This window comes from Serratia surfactantfaciens, from assembly GCF_001642805.2.
GTDB classification, from domain to species: domain Bacteria; phylum Pseudomonadota; class Gammaproteobacteria; order Enterobacterales; family Enterobacteriaceae; genus Serratia; species Serratia surfactantfaciens.
Map to the genome: position 1 here is coordinate 5,103,342 of NZ_CP016948.1, position 14,303 is coordinate 5,117,644.

Annotated in this window: 14 protein-coding genes; 6 read left to right on the top strand and 8 right to left on the bottom strand. The window is 59.7% G+C overall.

Annotation, left to right across the window (positions count from 1 at the left end):
* Window positions 1–4 precede the first annotated feature (4 nt).
* Window positions 5–973: an SDR family NAD(P)-dependent oxidoreductase gene (locus ATE40_RS23870; protein ID WP_019455001.1), complete on the bottom strand. Its 969-nt coding sequence runs from the start codon at window positions 971–973 to the stop codon at window positions 5–7.
* A gap of 162 nt (window positions 974–1,135) precedes the next feature.
* Between ATE40_RS23870 and ATE40_RS23875 the strand changes: the two genes are divergently transcribed.
* The gene (locus ATE40_RS23875; protein WP_063918126.1) at window positions 1,136–2,041 is read left to right on the top strand and encodes an AraC family transcriptional regulator; all 906 of its coding nucleotides are present in this window, start codon (window positions 1,136–1,138) and stop codon (window positions 2,039–2,041) included.
* Between the two features lie 30 nt (window positions 2,042–2,071).
* Here ATE40_RS23875 and ettA read toward each other — a convergent pair whose 3' ends face one another.
* The 4 genes from ettA to yfiR form a co-directional block, all read right to left on the bottom strand.
* A complete protein-coding gene (gene ettA, locus ATE40_RS23880; protein WP_025159620.1) occupies window positions 2,072–3,739 on the bottom strand; it encodes an energy-dependent translational throttle protein EttA in 1,668 nt (555 codons plus the stop codon).
* Window positions 3,740–3,880: 141 nt separating this feature from the next.
* The gene (gene yfiB, locus ATE40_RS23885; RefSeq protein ID WP_019455003.1) at window positions 3,881–4,378 is read right to left on the bottom strand and encodes an outer membrane lipoprotein YfiB; all 498 of its coding nucleotides are present in this window, start codon (window positions 4,376–4,378) and stop codon (window positions 3,881–3,883) included.
* 38 nt (window positions 4,379–4,416) lie between these two features.
* A complete protein-coding gene (dgcN, locus tag ATE40_RS23890; RefSeq protein ID WP_019455004.1) occupies window positions 4,417–5,664 on the bottom strand; it encodes a diguanylate cyclase DgcN/YfiN in 1,248 nt (415 codons plus the stop codon).
* Window positions 5,661–6,272 carry a regulatory sequestration protein YfiR gene (gene yfiR, locus ATE40_RS23895; RefSeq protein WP_063918127.1) on the bottom strand — a complete coding sequence of 204 codons (612 nt, stop codon included), beginning with the start codon at window positions 6,270–6,272 and terminating at the stop codon, window positions 5,661–5,663. Before yfiR ends, dgcN begins: the two co-directional genes overlap by 4 nt.
* Window positions 6,273–6,905: 633 nt before the next feature.
* Here yfiR and sltY point away from each other — a divergent pair.
* Window positions 6,906–8,834 carry a murein transglycosylase gene (gene sltY, locus ATE40_RS23900; protein ID WP_063918128.1) on the top strand — a complete coding sequence of 643 codons (1,929 nt, stop codon included), beginning with the start codon at window positions 6,906–6,908 and terminating at the stop codon, window positions 8,832–8,834.
* Window positions 8,835–8,888: 54 nt separating this feature from the next.
* Window positions 8,889–9,218 carry a trp operon repressor gene (trpR, locus tag ATE40_RS23905; protein WP_016929152.1) on the top strand — a complete coding sequence of 110 codons (330 nt, stop codon included), beginning with the start codon at window positions 8,889–8,891 and terminating at the stop codon, window positions 9,216–9,218.
* 11 nt (window positions 9,219–9,229) lie between these two features.
* On the opposite strand, the gene yjjX is transcribed toward trpR, so the two are convergent.
* Complete coding sequence (gene yjjX, locus ATE40_RS23910) at window positions 9,230–9,748, bottom strand: inosine/xanthosine triphosphatase (protein WP_063918129.1); 519 nt, start codon at window positions 9,746–9,748, stop codon at window positions 9,230–9,232.
* A 101-nt stretch (window positions 9,749–9,849) separates the two neighbouring features.
* On the opposite strand from yjjX, the gene gpmB reads away from it, so the two are divergent.
* Window positions 9,850–10,497, top strand: a complete 648-nt coding sequence (gene gpmB, locus ATE40_RS23915; protein ID WP_063918130.1) for a 2,3-diphosphoglycerate-dependent phosphoglycerate mutase GpmB — start codon at window positions 9,850–9,852, stop codon at window positions 10,495–10,497.
* Here the strand turns inward: gpmB and robA are convergent.
* Entirely contained in the window at window positions 10,494–11,363 is an 870-nt protein-coding gene (gene robA, locus ATE40_RS23920) for an MDR efflux pump AcrAB transcriptional activator RobA (protein ID WP_019455009.1), read from the bottom strand. The two genes, gpmB and robA, sit on opposite strands and share 4 nt — an antisense overlap.
* A gap of 342 nt (window positions 11,364–11,705) precedes the next feature.
* On the opposite strand from robA, the gene creA reads away from it, so the two are divergent.
* Entirely contained in the window at window positions 11,706–12,185 is a 480-nt protein-coding gene (creA, locus tag ATE40_RS23925; RefSeq protein ID WP_019455010.1) for a protein CreA, read from the top strand.
* A gap of 51 nt (window positions 12,186–12,236) precedes the next feature.
* Here the strand turns inward: creA and arcA are convergent, their stop codons facing one another.
* Window positions 12,237–12,953: a two-component system response regulator ArcA gene (arcA, locus tag ATE40_RS23930; RefSeq protein ID WP_004933003.1), complete on the bottom strand. Its 717-nt coding sequence runs from the start codon at window positions 12,951–12,953 to the stop codon at window positions 12,237–12,239.
* A gap of 629 nt (window positions 12,954–13,582) precedes the next feature.
* Between arcA and ATE40_RS23935 the strand changes: the two genes are divergently transcribed.
* Window positions 13,583–14,269 carry a tRNA/rRNA methyltransferase gene (locus ATE40_RS23935; RefSeq protein ID WP_063918131.1) on the top strand — a complete coding sequence of 229 codons (687 nt, stop codon included), beginning with the start codon at window positions 13,583–13,585 and terminating at the stop codon, window positions 14,267–14,269.
* Window positions 14,270–14,303: the final 34 nt, after the last annotated feature.

Genomic DNA, 14,303 nt, shown 5'->3' on the forward strand with positions numbered 1-14,303 from the left:
CTATTTAAATCTTGCCGAAGGCATCGACACCGGTGAGTTGCGCCGACAGTTTCCACAGGCGTTGGGCTTGTTCAGGATCGACGGCGTAGCTTTTTACGCCGCTGAAGGAAAAGCCGTTGTCATCGTTGCGCCGGGCGACATCGCAATCTTCGCAATACAATCCGCCAAGGCCATTGAGTTGAGGCGATGTCGCCGCCCAAACCTGGGTTGCCGCGCCTTGTTGCGGGGTTTTCAGCATTTCCGGGTGGGCGGGTTTGCCGTCGGCGTCGATCCAGTCCAACGCGAGCATCTCTTCCTGCGAGAGATAGCGCTGCAGCGGCGTTGGGATCATGCCGGGATGCAGCGAGAAGGCGCGCACGCCAGCGTTTTTCCCCAGCTTGTCAAGCTGCAGGGCGAAGAGCGCGTTAGCGGTTTTCGATTGGCCATAGGCCAGCCACTTGTCATAGCCGCTGTGAAATTGGACGTCATTCCAGCGTATGGCGCTGGCATGGTGACCGGAAGATGAGATGACGACAACGCGGGCGTCGCCCATCAACGCCGGCCAGAGGTGGTTCACCAAAGCGTAATGCCCCAGGTGGTTGATCGCGAATTGAGCCTCCCAGCCTGGGCCGATACGGGTTTCAGGACAGGCCATGATGCCGGCGCCGCAGATCAACATATCGAGGTGGACGTCTGTCGCCAGAAGTTGTTGCGTGAACCCTTTGATGTTGCTCAGATCGGCCAAATCAAGCTCATAAACCTCAGCGTTGCTGATGCCGGCGATAGCCAGACGCGTGTGGGCGATAACGGGGTCGCGGGCGGCGACGATCACCTTCGCCCCCGCCTGCGTCAAAGCGCGAGTCGTTTCCAACCCCAGGCCGGAATGACCGCCGGTCACCAGCGCTGTCATGCCGGCCAGTTGACGGTCTTTGAGCACGTCGGCGGCGGTGGTGGTAGCGTTGAAGCCGGAGTTGAGGGGCACTTGTCTGTTCATTGGGAATTCCTCGCTGCAGTTGACTGTGACACTGGGAGTGTAAGTCGGCGTTATCGGCGGCTGAATGCAACAAAAACCTAATTTCTGTCGCCATCGTCCTAAAACCTTTGGCTGGGGCATCGCACGGGCTATGCTCTTGAAAGGGCCTTAGGGGGAGAGGGTATGGATCCTTTATCGGAAGTGCTTGCGCCGTTGAACAGCCAGAATGCGTTTTTCGGCGGCCTGAAGGCCGGCGGCGACTGGGCCGTTCATTTTCCTGCGCCGCAGAGCGGGAAGTTCAACGCTGTGGTGCGTGGCGGCTGTTGGCTGGCGGCGGAAGGGCTGGCCGAACCGCTGTGGCTGGCGGCCGGCGACTGTTTGTTGCTGACCCGCAGCTTGCCGGTCACCGTTGGCAGCGATCTGTCGCTGCCAGCACTCGATGCTGACGCACTTTATCTGCAGGCAAAAAACGGCGTGGCGAGCTGTGGCGAGGCGGAGGATTGTCTGTTTATCGGCGGGCGTTTTACCTTCGGCGAGGAGGTGGAGCGGTTATTGGGTACTTTGCCGGCGCTGATGGTGATTCGAGGCGGCACTGAAGAGGCCGCGGTGTTGCAATGGGCGTTGCAGCGGCTGGCGGGCGAGCTGCTGAAGCCTTCACCGGGCAGTGCCTCGATGGTACACCATCTGGGGCAGATCATGTTGACTCAGGCGCTGCGGATGTACCTGATGGGAGAAGAGAGCGTGGCGTCCGGTTGGCTGCCCGCCTTGTTCGATCCGCGCATCGGCGCCGCGATGCAGGCGGTGCATGCCGATCCTGGCCGGCGCTGGACGGTGGCGTCGCTGGCCGCCGCTGCGAGCGTTTCCCGCTCGACGTTGGCGTTGCGCTTTAAGCAGAAGGCCGGCATGGCGCCGTTAGAGTATGTGTCGCGCTGGCGCATGCTGTTGGCTGCACGGGCTTTGCGTACCGGCAGCGAACCGGTGTCCGCCATCGCGCAGCGCTTGGGATACGATTCAGACAGCGCGTTCAGCCACGCCTTTAAGAGAATGATGGCGTGCTCGCCGCGCGAGTATCGCCGGACACGGGCATAAAAAAAGGCGCCGCATGCGGCGCCTTTCGGATCACTTGGCGATCTTTTTGTACTTGATGCGGTGCGGCTCGAGCGCGTCGGCGCCCAGCGTACGCTTCTTGTACTCTTCGTACTCGGTGAAGTTACCTTCGAAGAATTCCACCTTGCCTTCGTCCTGGTAGTCCAGGATGTGGGTGGCGATACGGTCGAGGAACCAACGGTCGTGCGAGATCACCATGGCGCAGCCAGGGAATTCCAGCAGGGCGTTTTCCAGCGCGCGCAGGGTTTCGATATCCAGGTCGTTGGTCGGTTCATCGAGCAGCAGTACGTTGCCGCCAACCTGCAGCAGCTTGGCCAGGTGCAGACGGCCACGCTCACCGCCGGACAGCTCGCCCACGCGTTTGCCCTGATCGACGCCCTTGAAGTTGAAGCGGCCGACATAGGCGCGGCTTGGCATCTCGGTGTTGCCGATGCGCATGATGTCCTGCCCGCCGGAGACTTCTTCCCAGACGGTTTTCGAACCGTCCATGCTGTCGCGGAACTGATCGACGGATGCCAGCTTGACGGTGTCGCCCAGCACGATGCTGCCGGAATCAGGCTGCTCCTGGCCGGACATCATGCGGAACAGCGTGGATTTACCCGCACCGTTCGGGCCGATGATGCCGACGATCGCGCCTTTTGGCACCGAGAACGACAGGTCGTCGATCAACAGGCGGTCGCCATAGGACTTACGCAGGTTGCTGACTTCGACCACTTTATCGCCCAGGCGTGCGCCAGGCGGAATGAACAGTTCGTTGGTTTCGTTACGTTTTTGGTATTCGGTGTTGTTCAGCTCTTCAAAGCGGGCCAGGCGGGCCTTGCCTTTGGACTGACGGCCTTTGGCACCCTGACGCACCCACTCCAGCTCTTTCTCGATCGATTTGCGGCGAGCGGCTTCGGCGGATGCTTCCTGCGCCAGACGCGCATCTTTCTGCTCCAGCCAGGATGAGTAGTTGCCTTCCCACGGAATGCCCTCGCCACGGTCCAGCTCGAGGATCCAGCCGGCGACGTTGTCCAGGAAGTAACGGTCGTGGGTGATCGCGACGACGGTGCCTTCGAAGTCGTGCAGGAAGCGTTCCAGCCAGGCCACGGACTCGGCGTCCAGGTGGTTGGTCGGTTCGTCCAGCAGCAGCATGTCCGGTTTTTCAAGCAGCAAGCGGCACAGCGCCACGCGGCGGCGTTCACCGCCGGACAGGTGGGCGATTTTGGCGTCCCAATCCGGCAGGCGCAGCGCATCGGCGGCGCGCTCCAGCTGCGCGTTGAGGTTGTGGCCGTCGTGCGCCTGAATGATCTCTTCCAGGCGGCCCTGTTCGGCGGCCAGCTTGTCGAAGTCTGCGCCTTCTTCCGCGTACAGCGCGTACACTTCGTCCAGGCGTTTCAGCGCGCCGACCACTTCCGCCAGCGCTTCTTCCACCGACTCACGCACGGTGTGTTCGAGGTTAAGCTGCGGCTCCTGCGGCAGGTAACCGATCTTGATGCCCGGCTGCGGGCGCGCTTCCCCTTCGATATCGGTATCGATGCCGGCCATGATGCGCAGCAGGGTGGACTTACCGGCGCCGTTCAGGCCCAGTACGCCGATTTTTGCCCCAGGGAAGAAGCTCAGGGAGATGTTTTTCAAAATATGACGCTTCGGCGGTACCACTTTGCCGACGCGGTGCATGGTATAGACGTATTGAGCCACGTTGCTCTAAGCCTCTCTATATCAGTATTTATAGGATGTCTGGGGCATGAGTGTAGCCCGTTTCGATCTCGGATCCCAGACATCGCTCAGCGATCGCCAAGTATAACCGTTTATGCGCCGATAAAGGCGCATATTGGTGGCTTATGGCGTGACGACGATCGCGACGCGGCGGTTTTCCGCACGGCCGCTGGAGGTGCGGTTGTCGGCGACGGGATCGCGTTTGCCCATGCCGCGGGTTTCGATATTGGCGCGCGGAATGCCGACGCTGGCCAGCAGATCGGCCACCGCATCGGCGCGGCGCAGGGAGAGCTGGTCGTTATAGCTGTCTTCGCCGTAGTTGTCGGTATGACCGTCCAGACGGAATTTGGTGATGCCGACGCTCAGCAGCGCGCGCCCCATCTTCTGCACCGTCTCGGTGCTTTCCGGGTTCAGCTTGCCGATGTTGTTGCCGAACAGCACTTTATCCGACAGGCCGAACTCCCAGCCGTTGTCGGTCAGTTTGAAGCCCTGCGACTGCAGCAGCGCGACCTGCTCGGGCGTCAGCCCCTGCGGTTTGCTCTGGCAGCCGGCGAGCGCCAGCAGGGCGACGAACACCATCGTCAACAGTGAAAAACGGCCTTTAAACAGTTGCTGTATCATAGTCAAAATCCCTAGTTCAAGTGTTATAGCTGCGGCTCTTATTTGTGTATCGCCAGCCGCCAGCCTCCGTGATAACGATGCTTTGCCTGATACATTGCATCGTCAGCTTCGTGCAAAAGACCCTGAGGCGTCGCCGCGTGATCAGGGTACAGCGCAATACCGATACTCAGAGAGGTGATGATCGTCTCGTCGTTCGGTAAAATGACCGGCTGCGTCATGCAGTCGATAATATTATCGGCGATCTGCAGGACATCTTCCGTGCTGTGCACCGGCGCCAGCAGCACGGCGAACTCATCCCCTCCCAGGCGCGCGACCAGATCGGTTTCACGCAGCTGCGCGCGAATGCGCCCGGCGATGGTGGTCAACACCGCATCGCCTGCGGCGTGGCCGTAACTGTCGTTCACTTCCTTGAAGCGATCGCCATCGATAAATAGCACCGCCAATTTTGCCGACGGCTCGATATCGCCCAGGGCGCGGCTCAGCCGTCCTTCGAAGAAGGCGCGGTTCGGCAAGCCGGTCAGACTGTCGTGCGTCGCCCGGTGGGCCAGCGAGTCGTTCTCCTGTTTCAGGTGGGCCTGCCAGGCCTCCAGCTCGTCGAGCAAGCCGTTGAAGTCGTTGCTGAGCTCGTGCAGTTCGGCGATCGGCGCCGACGGCACCCGCAGGCCGAAGGTGCGATCGCGGCGTACCGCATGCGCCACGTTGGCGATGTCGTCCAGCGAACTGACGATGCCGACCAGCATGCGGCGCGACAGTACCAGGGCGCACAGGGTACTGAGCACCAGACAGGCGATCATGCCGACCAGGCCGCGCAGCAGGAAACGCAACAGGCTGCCGCCGTTGCCGCTCAGCCAGACCTGACCGACCTGCTTGCCCTCATGTGTGATGGGCAGGATGACCGGCTCGGGCAGCGCCCAGTGCGCGACGATCTGCTCCAGACCGTGTAGCGGCCCGTCGGTGGGATGGCGCCAGTTGGCCAGCATCTTGCCGTTATTGTCGAGGATCCGCGCGTCCGACACCTCTTCGTTGGACGCGATCAGCATCAGCGCCTCGCGCGCGGCAGCGCGATCTTCAAACACCACTGCCGCTTCAACGGTATAGCTGATGGAGCGCGCGATCAGATGCAGGTTGTGGTTGGCGTAAGCGCGCAGCGCAAACAGCGCCACCAGCGTCAAAAAGATGCCGGCGGTGCCGACGGCGATCAGCGCCAGCCCAAGATGCACCCGCTGCAGCACCCGGCCCAGCGTCGGGCGCGCATTGCCGGAACGGTTTTTACGCAACAGTCTCATAGCGGCGGCGCCTGTTTGCGCGCCAGTTGCAGCACGTTGGGGTGAACGCGTACGCCGCTGCGCGCCAGGGCGTCCAGGTTGACCTTGAAGCTGGCCTGATCCCCATCGATCTGCAGGCAGAATGCGCTGCCGGCGGAGCATTCGCTATCGTTCTCGCTGATGCTGAGAATGGAGTTGCCGGAAATGCGCTGCATGAAATTTTGTCTCTGCGCGGCGTTGATGTTCCCTAGATAGATGACATCACAGCCGGTACTCAGCGTTGGGCTGTCGAACGGCACACGTTCAGTTTTAATTGGACGCGGCGCGCTCAGCAGAATCGGATCGAACAGCCCCTCGGCATACTGGGTGGGTGCGGTCACGCACAACCGGATAGGATTGGGTTCACGCGACCAGCGGGCGTAGCTGATGATGCCTACCACCACGGTCGTCACGGCGTGCGTGCGCTTTTGATAGGGATCATCGGCGGCGTGCGCAGGTCCGGGCAACGTCAGCAGAACCAACATGACGATCAGCAACAGGCGGCCGATATGCAGACGTGCGGCAAGGAAGCCCGGCACGGGGCTTTTTGCGCAACGCATCACTATCGCGGTGTTATTCGCCATCTTCACCCGCCATTCCGGTCTGATCCACCGCCCGCAGGCCGTGGCCCGACAAGGGAAAATCCGGCCCGCTTGCAGGGACAATCGTTTTGCTGAAAGCTGTCAGTTGCACTGCCTAATGAACACTATCTAACCCATAATTGGCGCGGATTGTATTATAAGATGTCTTCGTTGGGCGCTTTATGTGCTGTTTTCTCGGAATTATCCTACTTATTTTTGATAGTATAAAAATGCCCACTCGGGTTTGCCACCGCTTTTCTGCAAAGTTGGTGCGTTTGGCCAGCTGTCAGGCGATTTGCGCAACGGTTGCGCCATCCTGTAAATGCAATAATGTGATAGCTAATAATTAAAAGGTATTTTACTTATCTCTGAGCTGCGAGGTCGGCTAATAAAAATCCGGCTGACGAAAATAGCCGGGCGTCCTGATTTGTCAGCCTAAGTAAACGTTTTTTACCTGGCTCCCGCCATGGCGATACACTTCTTCTTCTACAGTATTGAATGGATGGGCGATCGCGCTGTCTATGGTAGATATCTGCGTCCGGGCCGTGCGCCCGGTTTTATTTTGTCCCGCGGCGCCGTGGCGCGGCGGTCACCGGGGAGCTGGGCGGCTCCTGCGGCACAACCTGTGAGGAAAGAGCGAGGATGGTCAAGGTGGACAAGCGACGGCTGTTGGCGATGGGGCTGTGCCTGACGGCGTTTTCTGGCGCGGCGCTGGCGGATTCTCTGGATGCGCAGCGTCAGCGCTACCAGCAGATCAAGCAGGCGTGGGACGGCAATCAGATGGACGTGGTGGCGCAGTTGATGCCGACGCTACGCGATTACCCGCTTTATCCTTATCTGGAATACCGCGAGCTGACTCAGGATTTGAGCCAGGCGGGATTCTCCGAGGTGAACGACTTCATCAAGCGCAATCCGACGCTGCCACCGGCTAAATCACTGGCGCCGCGCTTCGTCAATGAACTGGCGCGTCGCGAAGACTGGCGCACCCTGTTGGCTTTCAGCCCGCAGCCGCCCAAACCGGTGGCGGCACGCTGCAACTATTACTACGCCAAATGGGCCACCGGCGATCAGCAGGCGGCCTGGAGCGGTGCCGACGAGCTGTGGCTGAACGGCAAAACGCTGCCGGGTGCCTGCGATCGGCTGTTCAGCGTCTGGCGCGGCGCAGGCAAGCAGACCCCGCTGGATATTCTGGCGCGCATGAAGCTGGCGCTGAAAGAGGGCAACAGCTCGCTGGTCAGCAACCTCTATAGCCAGCTGCCGGCCGATTATCAGACCATGGGCAACGCCCTGGTGCGCTTGCAAAACGATCCGACCACCGTGGAAGCCTTCGCCCGCAGCGTGGGGCCGACCGACTTTACCCGCGCCGCCACCGGCATCGCCTTTGAACGCCTGGCGCGGCAGGATGTGGAAAACGCGCGGGCGATGATCCCGACGCTCGCGCGGCTGCAGAAAATGAGCGACGACGAGCGGCTGGGGCTGGAAGAGGCGGTGGCCTGGCGCCTGATGGGCAGCGATGCCACCTACGAGCAGGCGCAATGGCGCGATCAGGTGATCCTGCGCAGCCGTTCGCCTTCGCTGCTGGAGCGCCGGGTGCGCATGGCGCTGGGTAACGGCGATCGGCAGGGGGTGGCGACCTGGCTGGCACGCTTGCCGGAAGAGTCGCGCAACAAGGATGAGTGGCGCTACTGGCGCGCCAGTCAGCTGATGGACGAAGGCAAACGCGCCGAAGGCGAGGAGATGTTGCGCAACCTGATGACCGAACGCGGCTTCTATCCGATGGTGGCGGCGCAGAAGCTGAACGCCACTTACCCGGTGATGGTGGCGGTGGCGGCCAAGCCGCGCGCGTCGCTGACCGACGGGCCTGAAGTCGCCCGGGTGCGCGAGCTGATGTACTGGAACATGGACAACCTGGCCCGCAGCGAGTGGGGTTCCTACGTCGCCAGCCGCAGCCGGCCTGAACAAGAGGCGCTGGCGCGTTACGCCTTTGAGCAGAAATGGGCCGATCTGAGCGTGCAGGCGACCATTGTCGGCAAGCTGTGGGACCACCTGGAGGAACGTTTCCCGGTCGCCTGGCCGCAGGAGTTCCGCCGCGCCACCGATGACAAGGGGATCACCAGCAGCTATGCGATGGCGATCGCGCGCCAGGAGAGCGCCTGGAATCCGAAGGCGCAGTCGCCGGTCGGCGCTTCCGGCCTGATGCAGGTCATGCCACGCACCGCGCAGCATACGGTGCAGATGTTCAATATTCCCGGCTATGTCGGCCCGAGCCAGCTGTTCGACCCGCAGACCAACATCACCATCGGCACCAGCTATCTGGAGTCGGTCTATCAGCAGTTCGGTCGCAACCGCATTCTGTCGAGCGCCGCCTATAACGCCGGCCCGTCGCGGGTGAACACCTGGCTGGACAACAGCGCGGGGCGGATCGATCCGGTGGCGTTCATCGAAAGCATCCCGTTCTCGGAGACCCGCGGCTACGTCAAGAACGTGCTGGCTTATGACGCGTTTTACCGCTACCTGACGCATCGGCCGGCCAAGGTGCTGACCGACGCCGAGTGGCAGAGACGTTATTGATTTTGACGGCCCTATGGTATGCTGCTGTACTAGTTAAATAGTATGGTGGCTGCCATGACGCAATTATCGTTAAACGACCCCGCTCTTTCAGAACAAGGCAATGAGGATTGGCTGCGCTTCGTCGCGCTGCTGCAGAATTCGTTTGCGCAAGAACTGCATCAACCGCTGTTGCAGCTGATGCTGACGCCGGACGAACGCACCGCGCTGGGCACCCGGGTACGGATCATTCAGGAATTGATGCGCGGCGAGATGAGCCAACGCGAGCTGAAAAATGAACTGGGCGCGGGGATTGCCACCATCACCCGCGGTTCAAACAGCCTGAAAGCGGCGTCGCCCGCGCTGAAACAGTGGCTTGAGCAGCAGCTGCTGCACGATGCGCCCTAGCAGGCTCTGCGCTATTGCTGATAGATGGCGTTGTGGAACGGCACCAGCGCCAGCAGCAACGCCTGATGGTAGACGCTGGTGCGGCTCAGCCGGCCGTCGGTGAAGACGCCGATGGCGCCGCCCTGACGTTTCACCTCGGTGTTACCGGTGATCGCCGCCATTTCGCTGCCTAATTCGCGGCCGTCGCGAATACCCTGTAAGATGACTTCCGGCAGCATCAGGCTCGCCGAACGGGATTCGCCGCGGATGTGCGGGTTCTCGACGGTCATCCAGGCGAAGGTCATATTCTCTTCAATCCCGGCTTCCACGCCGACCCAAAAATCGGCCTCGGGCCTGACCTGGCGCGCTTCCATCACGCGTTGACGCGAGCCGGTGCGGGTTTCGTGATTGCCTATCGGCTGCAGCGAGACGCCGCTGGCGACGTCGACGGATTCAATGCGGTACTGGTCCGCGCCAAAGACGTCATCGAAGGCCAGCTGAATAGCCTTAATCTTTGCCGGGTTGGTAGTTGCAGCGACAACATGGTACATAACGGGTTTGATATCCTTCTGGCCGATACGCCGGGCAGCGGCAACAGCGCCGCCGGGCCGGGGATAAACGCAAATTTCACGCAGTATAACGGAAAACAAAAATGTTACAGGTATACCTCGTTCGCCATGGCGAAACGGAATGGAACGCGGCTCGCCGCATCCAGGGTCAGTCCGACAGCCCGTTAACCGCCATTGGTGAGCACCAGGCTCGCCTGGTCGCCAGGCGCGTCAGCAAGGAAGGCATCACGCACGTCATTACCAGCGATCTGGGGCGCACGCGCCGCACCGCGCAGATCATCGCCGAAGCCTGCGGCTGCGAAGTGATTTGCGATCCGCGTTTGCGTGAGCTGCACATGGGGGTTCTGGAAGAACGCCTGATCGACAGTTTGACGCCGCAGGAAGAACAGTGGCGCAAACAGATGGTCGATGGTACTCCTGACGGCCGCATCCCTCAAGGCGAATCCATGGAGGAGCTGGGTGAGCGCATGCGCGCCGCGCTGGAGAGCTGCCTGATGCTGCCGGAAGGCAGCAAGCCGCTGCTCGTCAGCCATGGCATCGCGTTGGGGTGTTTGATCAGTACGGTGTTGGGGCTGCCGGCCTATGCGGAACGCCGTTTGCGCTTGCGCAACTGCTCACTGTCGCGCGTCGACCACCAGCAAAGCCCGTGGTTGGCTTCCGGCTGGATCGTTGAAACGGCGGGCGATGTCACGCACCTGGACATGCCCGCGTTGGACGAACTGCAGCGTTAACGCCGAATCGGGATCAGGTAATCGCACTTGATCTCGATAGGCGCCTGATGTGGACGGCGCTCGCCTTTCGGATAGAAACGTTCGATGTCGTGCCCTTTGCGGCGCGTCAGTTTGAGCGCCGGCAGGCAGGTGCCGTAGACCGTCAGAATAAAATCTTGCAGACCCTCGGTAGGCCCTTCATAGCTGAACATGGCAAACTCGCCGCCCGGCAGTACCAGTGGCTGGCCGTCCTGTACCTTTTCCGGCACCTGATCCGGCTCCAGCGCCGTGGTGTACAGCACTTCCTGCTCGTCGTCCTTCTCCTGGCTCGGACGTGAGTGATGCAGCCCGTACAGCACCGGCGGCAGGGTTTCTACGTCCCCGAGGAACTGACGCCAGAACTGCGAGCGCAATTCGGTGCGCACGGTGGTGATCTGTTCCAGCGTACAGGAGTAGCTTTGGGTCAGGCCGACCAGCTGCTTATCCGGCAACGAGACGAACTCCGGCTGCGGCAGGGTGAAGGCCCCCAGACGGATCGGCGGGCAGATGCCGAACGCGTTCCAGTCCTCGGCACGGCGGTACAGCGCCGGCGTTTGCGCAAACTGTTTTTTGAAGGCGCGGGTGAAGGTCTGCTGTGAGTCGAAGCGATATTGCAGGGCGATATCCAAAATCGGCCGGCCGGTCAGACGCAGCGCGACGGCGGCTTTGGACAGCCTCCTTGCCCGGATGTAAGCACCGATGGCGTTACCGGTAATATCTTTGAACATCCGTTGCAGGTGCCATTTGGAGTAGCCGGCCTTGGCCGCTACGTTATCCAGCGACAAGGGTTGGTCCAAATGGCTTTCCAGCCAGCTAAGCAGATCACGAATGATACCGGCTTGATCCATAGATCTTCCTCGTAAAGCTTGGGGGTAGGAACCCGAACTGTTGATTCGTCACGCTGGTGCTGCGCTATCAGACCGATCCATGAGCCATTATGCGTTGCACTCTTTGCCTCTGCTGCGCATGCCGCGCCAGAGTTGGATTGGGGTACACCGTAGTGGGCGCAAAGAAATAACGACGCCGCATCATAGCAATTTTTTTCCTCCGCGACTCTCAAAGATTTTTGTCACGCTCTGTGCTAAAACGGACGGTGCGGACCCGTAAAAACCCGATTCCGTGAGCTTAGACATAAATAATGGTGATCGCCGAGCCTATTTTCGCGGCATGGTTATATCGGAGTTAAGTAAATGAAAAAAAGCTGGATATTATTATTCGGTTTGGTTTGCGCAACCCTGGGTAGCGCACAGGCGGAGCAGGTAGGTTCCGTTGATACGGTGTTTAAATTATTGGGGCCGGACCACAAAATCGTGGTGGAGGCGTTCGACGATCCTGATGTTAAAAATGTAACTTGTTATATCAGCCGTGCCAAAACCGGCGGCATCAAAGGCGGCCTGGGGCTGGCGGAAGATACCGCCGACGCGGCCATTTCCTGCCAGCAGGTGGGGCCTATCGAGCTGAGCGACAAGATCAAAAACGGCAAGGCGGAAGGTGATGTGGTATTCCAGAAACGCACTTCGCTGGTATTCAAGAAGCTGCAGGTGGTGCGTTTCTACGACGCCAAGCGCAATTCGCTGATTTACCTGAGCTACTCCGACAAGGTGATCGACGGTTCGCCGAAGAACGCGCTGAGCGCGGTGCCGATCATGCCGTGGGCTGAGACGAAATAAAAAAACGGGGTTCAGCATGCTGAACCCCGTTTTCATGACGGCAGGCTGGAATTACTCTTCCAGATCGCCGCAGAAGCGGTAACCTTCGCCGTGAATGGTGGCGATGATCTCCGGCGTGTCCGGCGTCGATTCGAAGTGCTTGCGAATGCGGCGGATGGTGACGTCTACGGTGCGGTCATGCGGCTTCAGCTCGCGACCGGTCATCTTCTTCAGCAGTTCGCCACGGGATTGGATCTTGCCCGGGTTTTCGCAGAAGTGCAGCATGGCGCGGAATTCGCTGCGCGGCAGCTTATACTGTTCGCCTGCCGGGCTGATCAGCGAGCGGCTGTTGATGTCCAGCTCCCAGCCGTTGAACTTGTAGCTCTCGACCAGGCGACGCTCTTCACCGAGGCTGCCCAGATTCATGGTGCGCGACAGCAGGTTGCGCGCGCGGATAGTCAGCTCACGCGGGTTGAACGGTTTAGTGATGTAATCGTCGGCGCCGATTTCCAGGCCGAGGATTTTGTCCACTTCGTTATCGCGACCGGTCAGGAACATCAGGGCAACGCTGGCCTGTTCGCGCAGTTCGCGCGCCAACAGCAGGCCGTTTTTGCCCGGCAGGTTGATGTCCATGATGACCAGATTGATATCATTTTCGGACAGGATATTGTGCATCTCTGCACCATCATTGGCTTCATGAACAATGTAGCCTTCCGCCTCGAAAATGCTCTTCAGGGTGTTACGAGTGACTAACTCGTCTTCGACAATCAGAATGTGCGGGGTCTGCATATTTGCTACCTAAAATTGCCAACAAAATAGAAAATCGGAAGTACAGAAGTCTCTGTTTTCTTAGAGGAGGGCAGAGATAGCGCCACGTTCCCTCTCAGCAAATGACTAAAGTACGTAAACTCGTTCTTGATGCACTTTCCATCTCATGTCAACAAGATCGCTAGCTTGGTGGGGATGCCGTTCCCTACAACCCCTGAGGTGCCAAAACGGCGCATATCCTAACCCCATTAACAGCAATATAACAGCGCGTGCCGAATTCATCACCCAACAAAACTACGCTTTGTTGACATATATCAAATTCAATTGTAGCACGTTAACAGATTTGTGAAAAACACTTACAGAAATGCCAGTTTAAGTCACAGAACCTCAAATTCTGTGAACGATTCAGCATTATCTCCTGCGATAGGGTACAATTATTCGCTTATTGATCATCGTGTTGTTTTAACTCATTGATAAATAAATGAGGTAAAACATAAGCATGAATAATGACTATTACGACGGGTTTATTAGCTCAACGAGCCGTTTAATCTTGTTTGTTGCTATTAACGCGTTTATTGTTACGCAATTGTAAATATAAGCGGGCGCTGCGCCATCGTCAAAAACGCAGGCTCGCCTTCGGTGGATGAGTGATGCAGCTTCATATTGTTTTAGTGGCTCCGGCGCGGCCGGAAAACGTCGGCGCGGCGGCGCGCGCGATGAAAACCATGGGCTTCGCTTCGTTGCGCATCGTCGACAGCGAGGCACATCTGCAGCCGGCGGCGCGCTGGGTGGCACACGGGGCCGGCGAGATCCTCGACGGCGTGCAAACGTTCGCCACGCTGGAACAGGCGCTGGCGGACGTCGACTTCACCGTCGCCACCACCGCCCGCAGCCGCGCGCGTTTTCACTACTACTGCACGCCGCCTGAACTGCTGGAACAGCTGAGCGAGCGCCGACAATGGGTCGGCCAGGCCGCGCTGGTGTTTGGCCGTGAGGATTCCGGCTTGACCAACGAAGAGCTGGCGCTGGCGGATTTGCTGACCGGCGTGCCGATGCAGGCGGATTACCCGTCGCTTAACCTGGGGCAGGCGGTGATGGTGTACTGCTACCAACTGGCGAGCCTGATGGGCGTCAGCACGGCGCAGGAAACCACGGCATCGCAAGGGCAACTCAAGGCGCTGCGCCGCCGCGCCGATGCTTTGTTGAATACCCTGGATGTCGGCGACGATCAAAAATTGCGCGACTGGCTGCATCAGCGCCTCGGTGCGCTGCAACAGCGAGATACGGCGATGTTGCATACGCTGCTGCACGACATCGAAAAAAAACTCGCCAAGTGATAGCGGCTACATCAGGCGGTTACTCAGTGTGATC

Bases quoted from the DNA above. Each gene is read 5' to 3' on its own strand.
- trpR (WP_016929152.1), top strand. From the start codon at position 8,889: ATGACGCAATTATCGTTAAACGACCCCGCTCTTTCAGAACAAGGCAAT.
- creA (WP_019455010.1), top strand. From the start codon at position 11,706: ATGAAAAAAAGCTGGATATTATTATTCGGTTTGGTTTGCGCAACCCTG.
- gpmB (WP_063918130.1), top strand. From the start codon at position 9,850: ATGTTACAGGTATACCTCGTTCGCCATGGCGAAACGGAATGGAACGCG.
- yfiB (WP_019455003.1), bottom strand. From the start codon at position 4,378: ATGATACAGCAACTGTTTAAAGGCCGTTTTTCACTGTTGACGATGGTG.
- ATE40_RS23870 (WP_019455001.1), bottom strand. From the start codon at position 973: ATGAACAGACAAGTGCCCCTCAACTCCGGCTTCAACGCTACCACCACC.
- yjjX (WP_063918129.1), bottom strand. From the start codon at position 9,748: ATGTACCATGTTGTCGCTGCAACTACCAACCCGGCAAAGATTAAGGCT.
- arcA (WP_004933003.1), bottom strand. From the start codon at position 12,953: ATGCAGACCCCGCACATTCTGATTGTCGAAGACGAGTTAGTCACTCGT.
- robA (WP_019455009.1), bottom strand. From the start codon at position 11,363: ATGGATCAAGCCGGTATCATTCGTGATCTGCTTAGCTGGCTGGAAAGC.
- ATE40_RS23935 (WP_063918131.1), top strand. From the start codon at position 13,583: ATGCAGCTTCATATTGTTTTAGTGGCTCCGGCGCGGCCGGAAAACGTC.
- sltY (WP_063918128.1), top strand. From the start codon at position 6,906: ATGGTCAAGGTGGACAAGCGACGGCTGTTGGCGATGGGGCTGTGCCTG.
- ATE40_RS23875 (WP_063918126.1), top strand. From the start codon at position 1,136: ATGGATCCTTTATCGGAAGTGCTTGCGCCGTTGAACAGCCAGAATGCG.
- dgcN (WP_019455004.1), bottom strand. From the start codon at position 5,664: ATGAGACTGTTGCGTAAAAACCGTTCCGGCAATGCGCGCCCGACGCTG.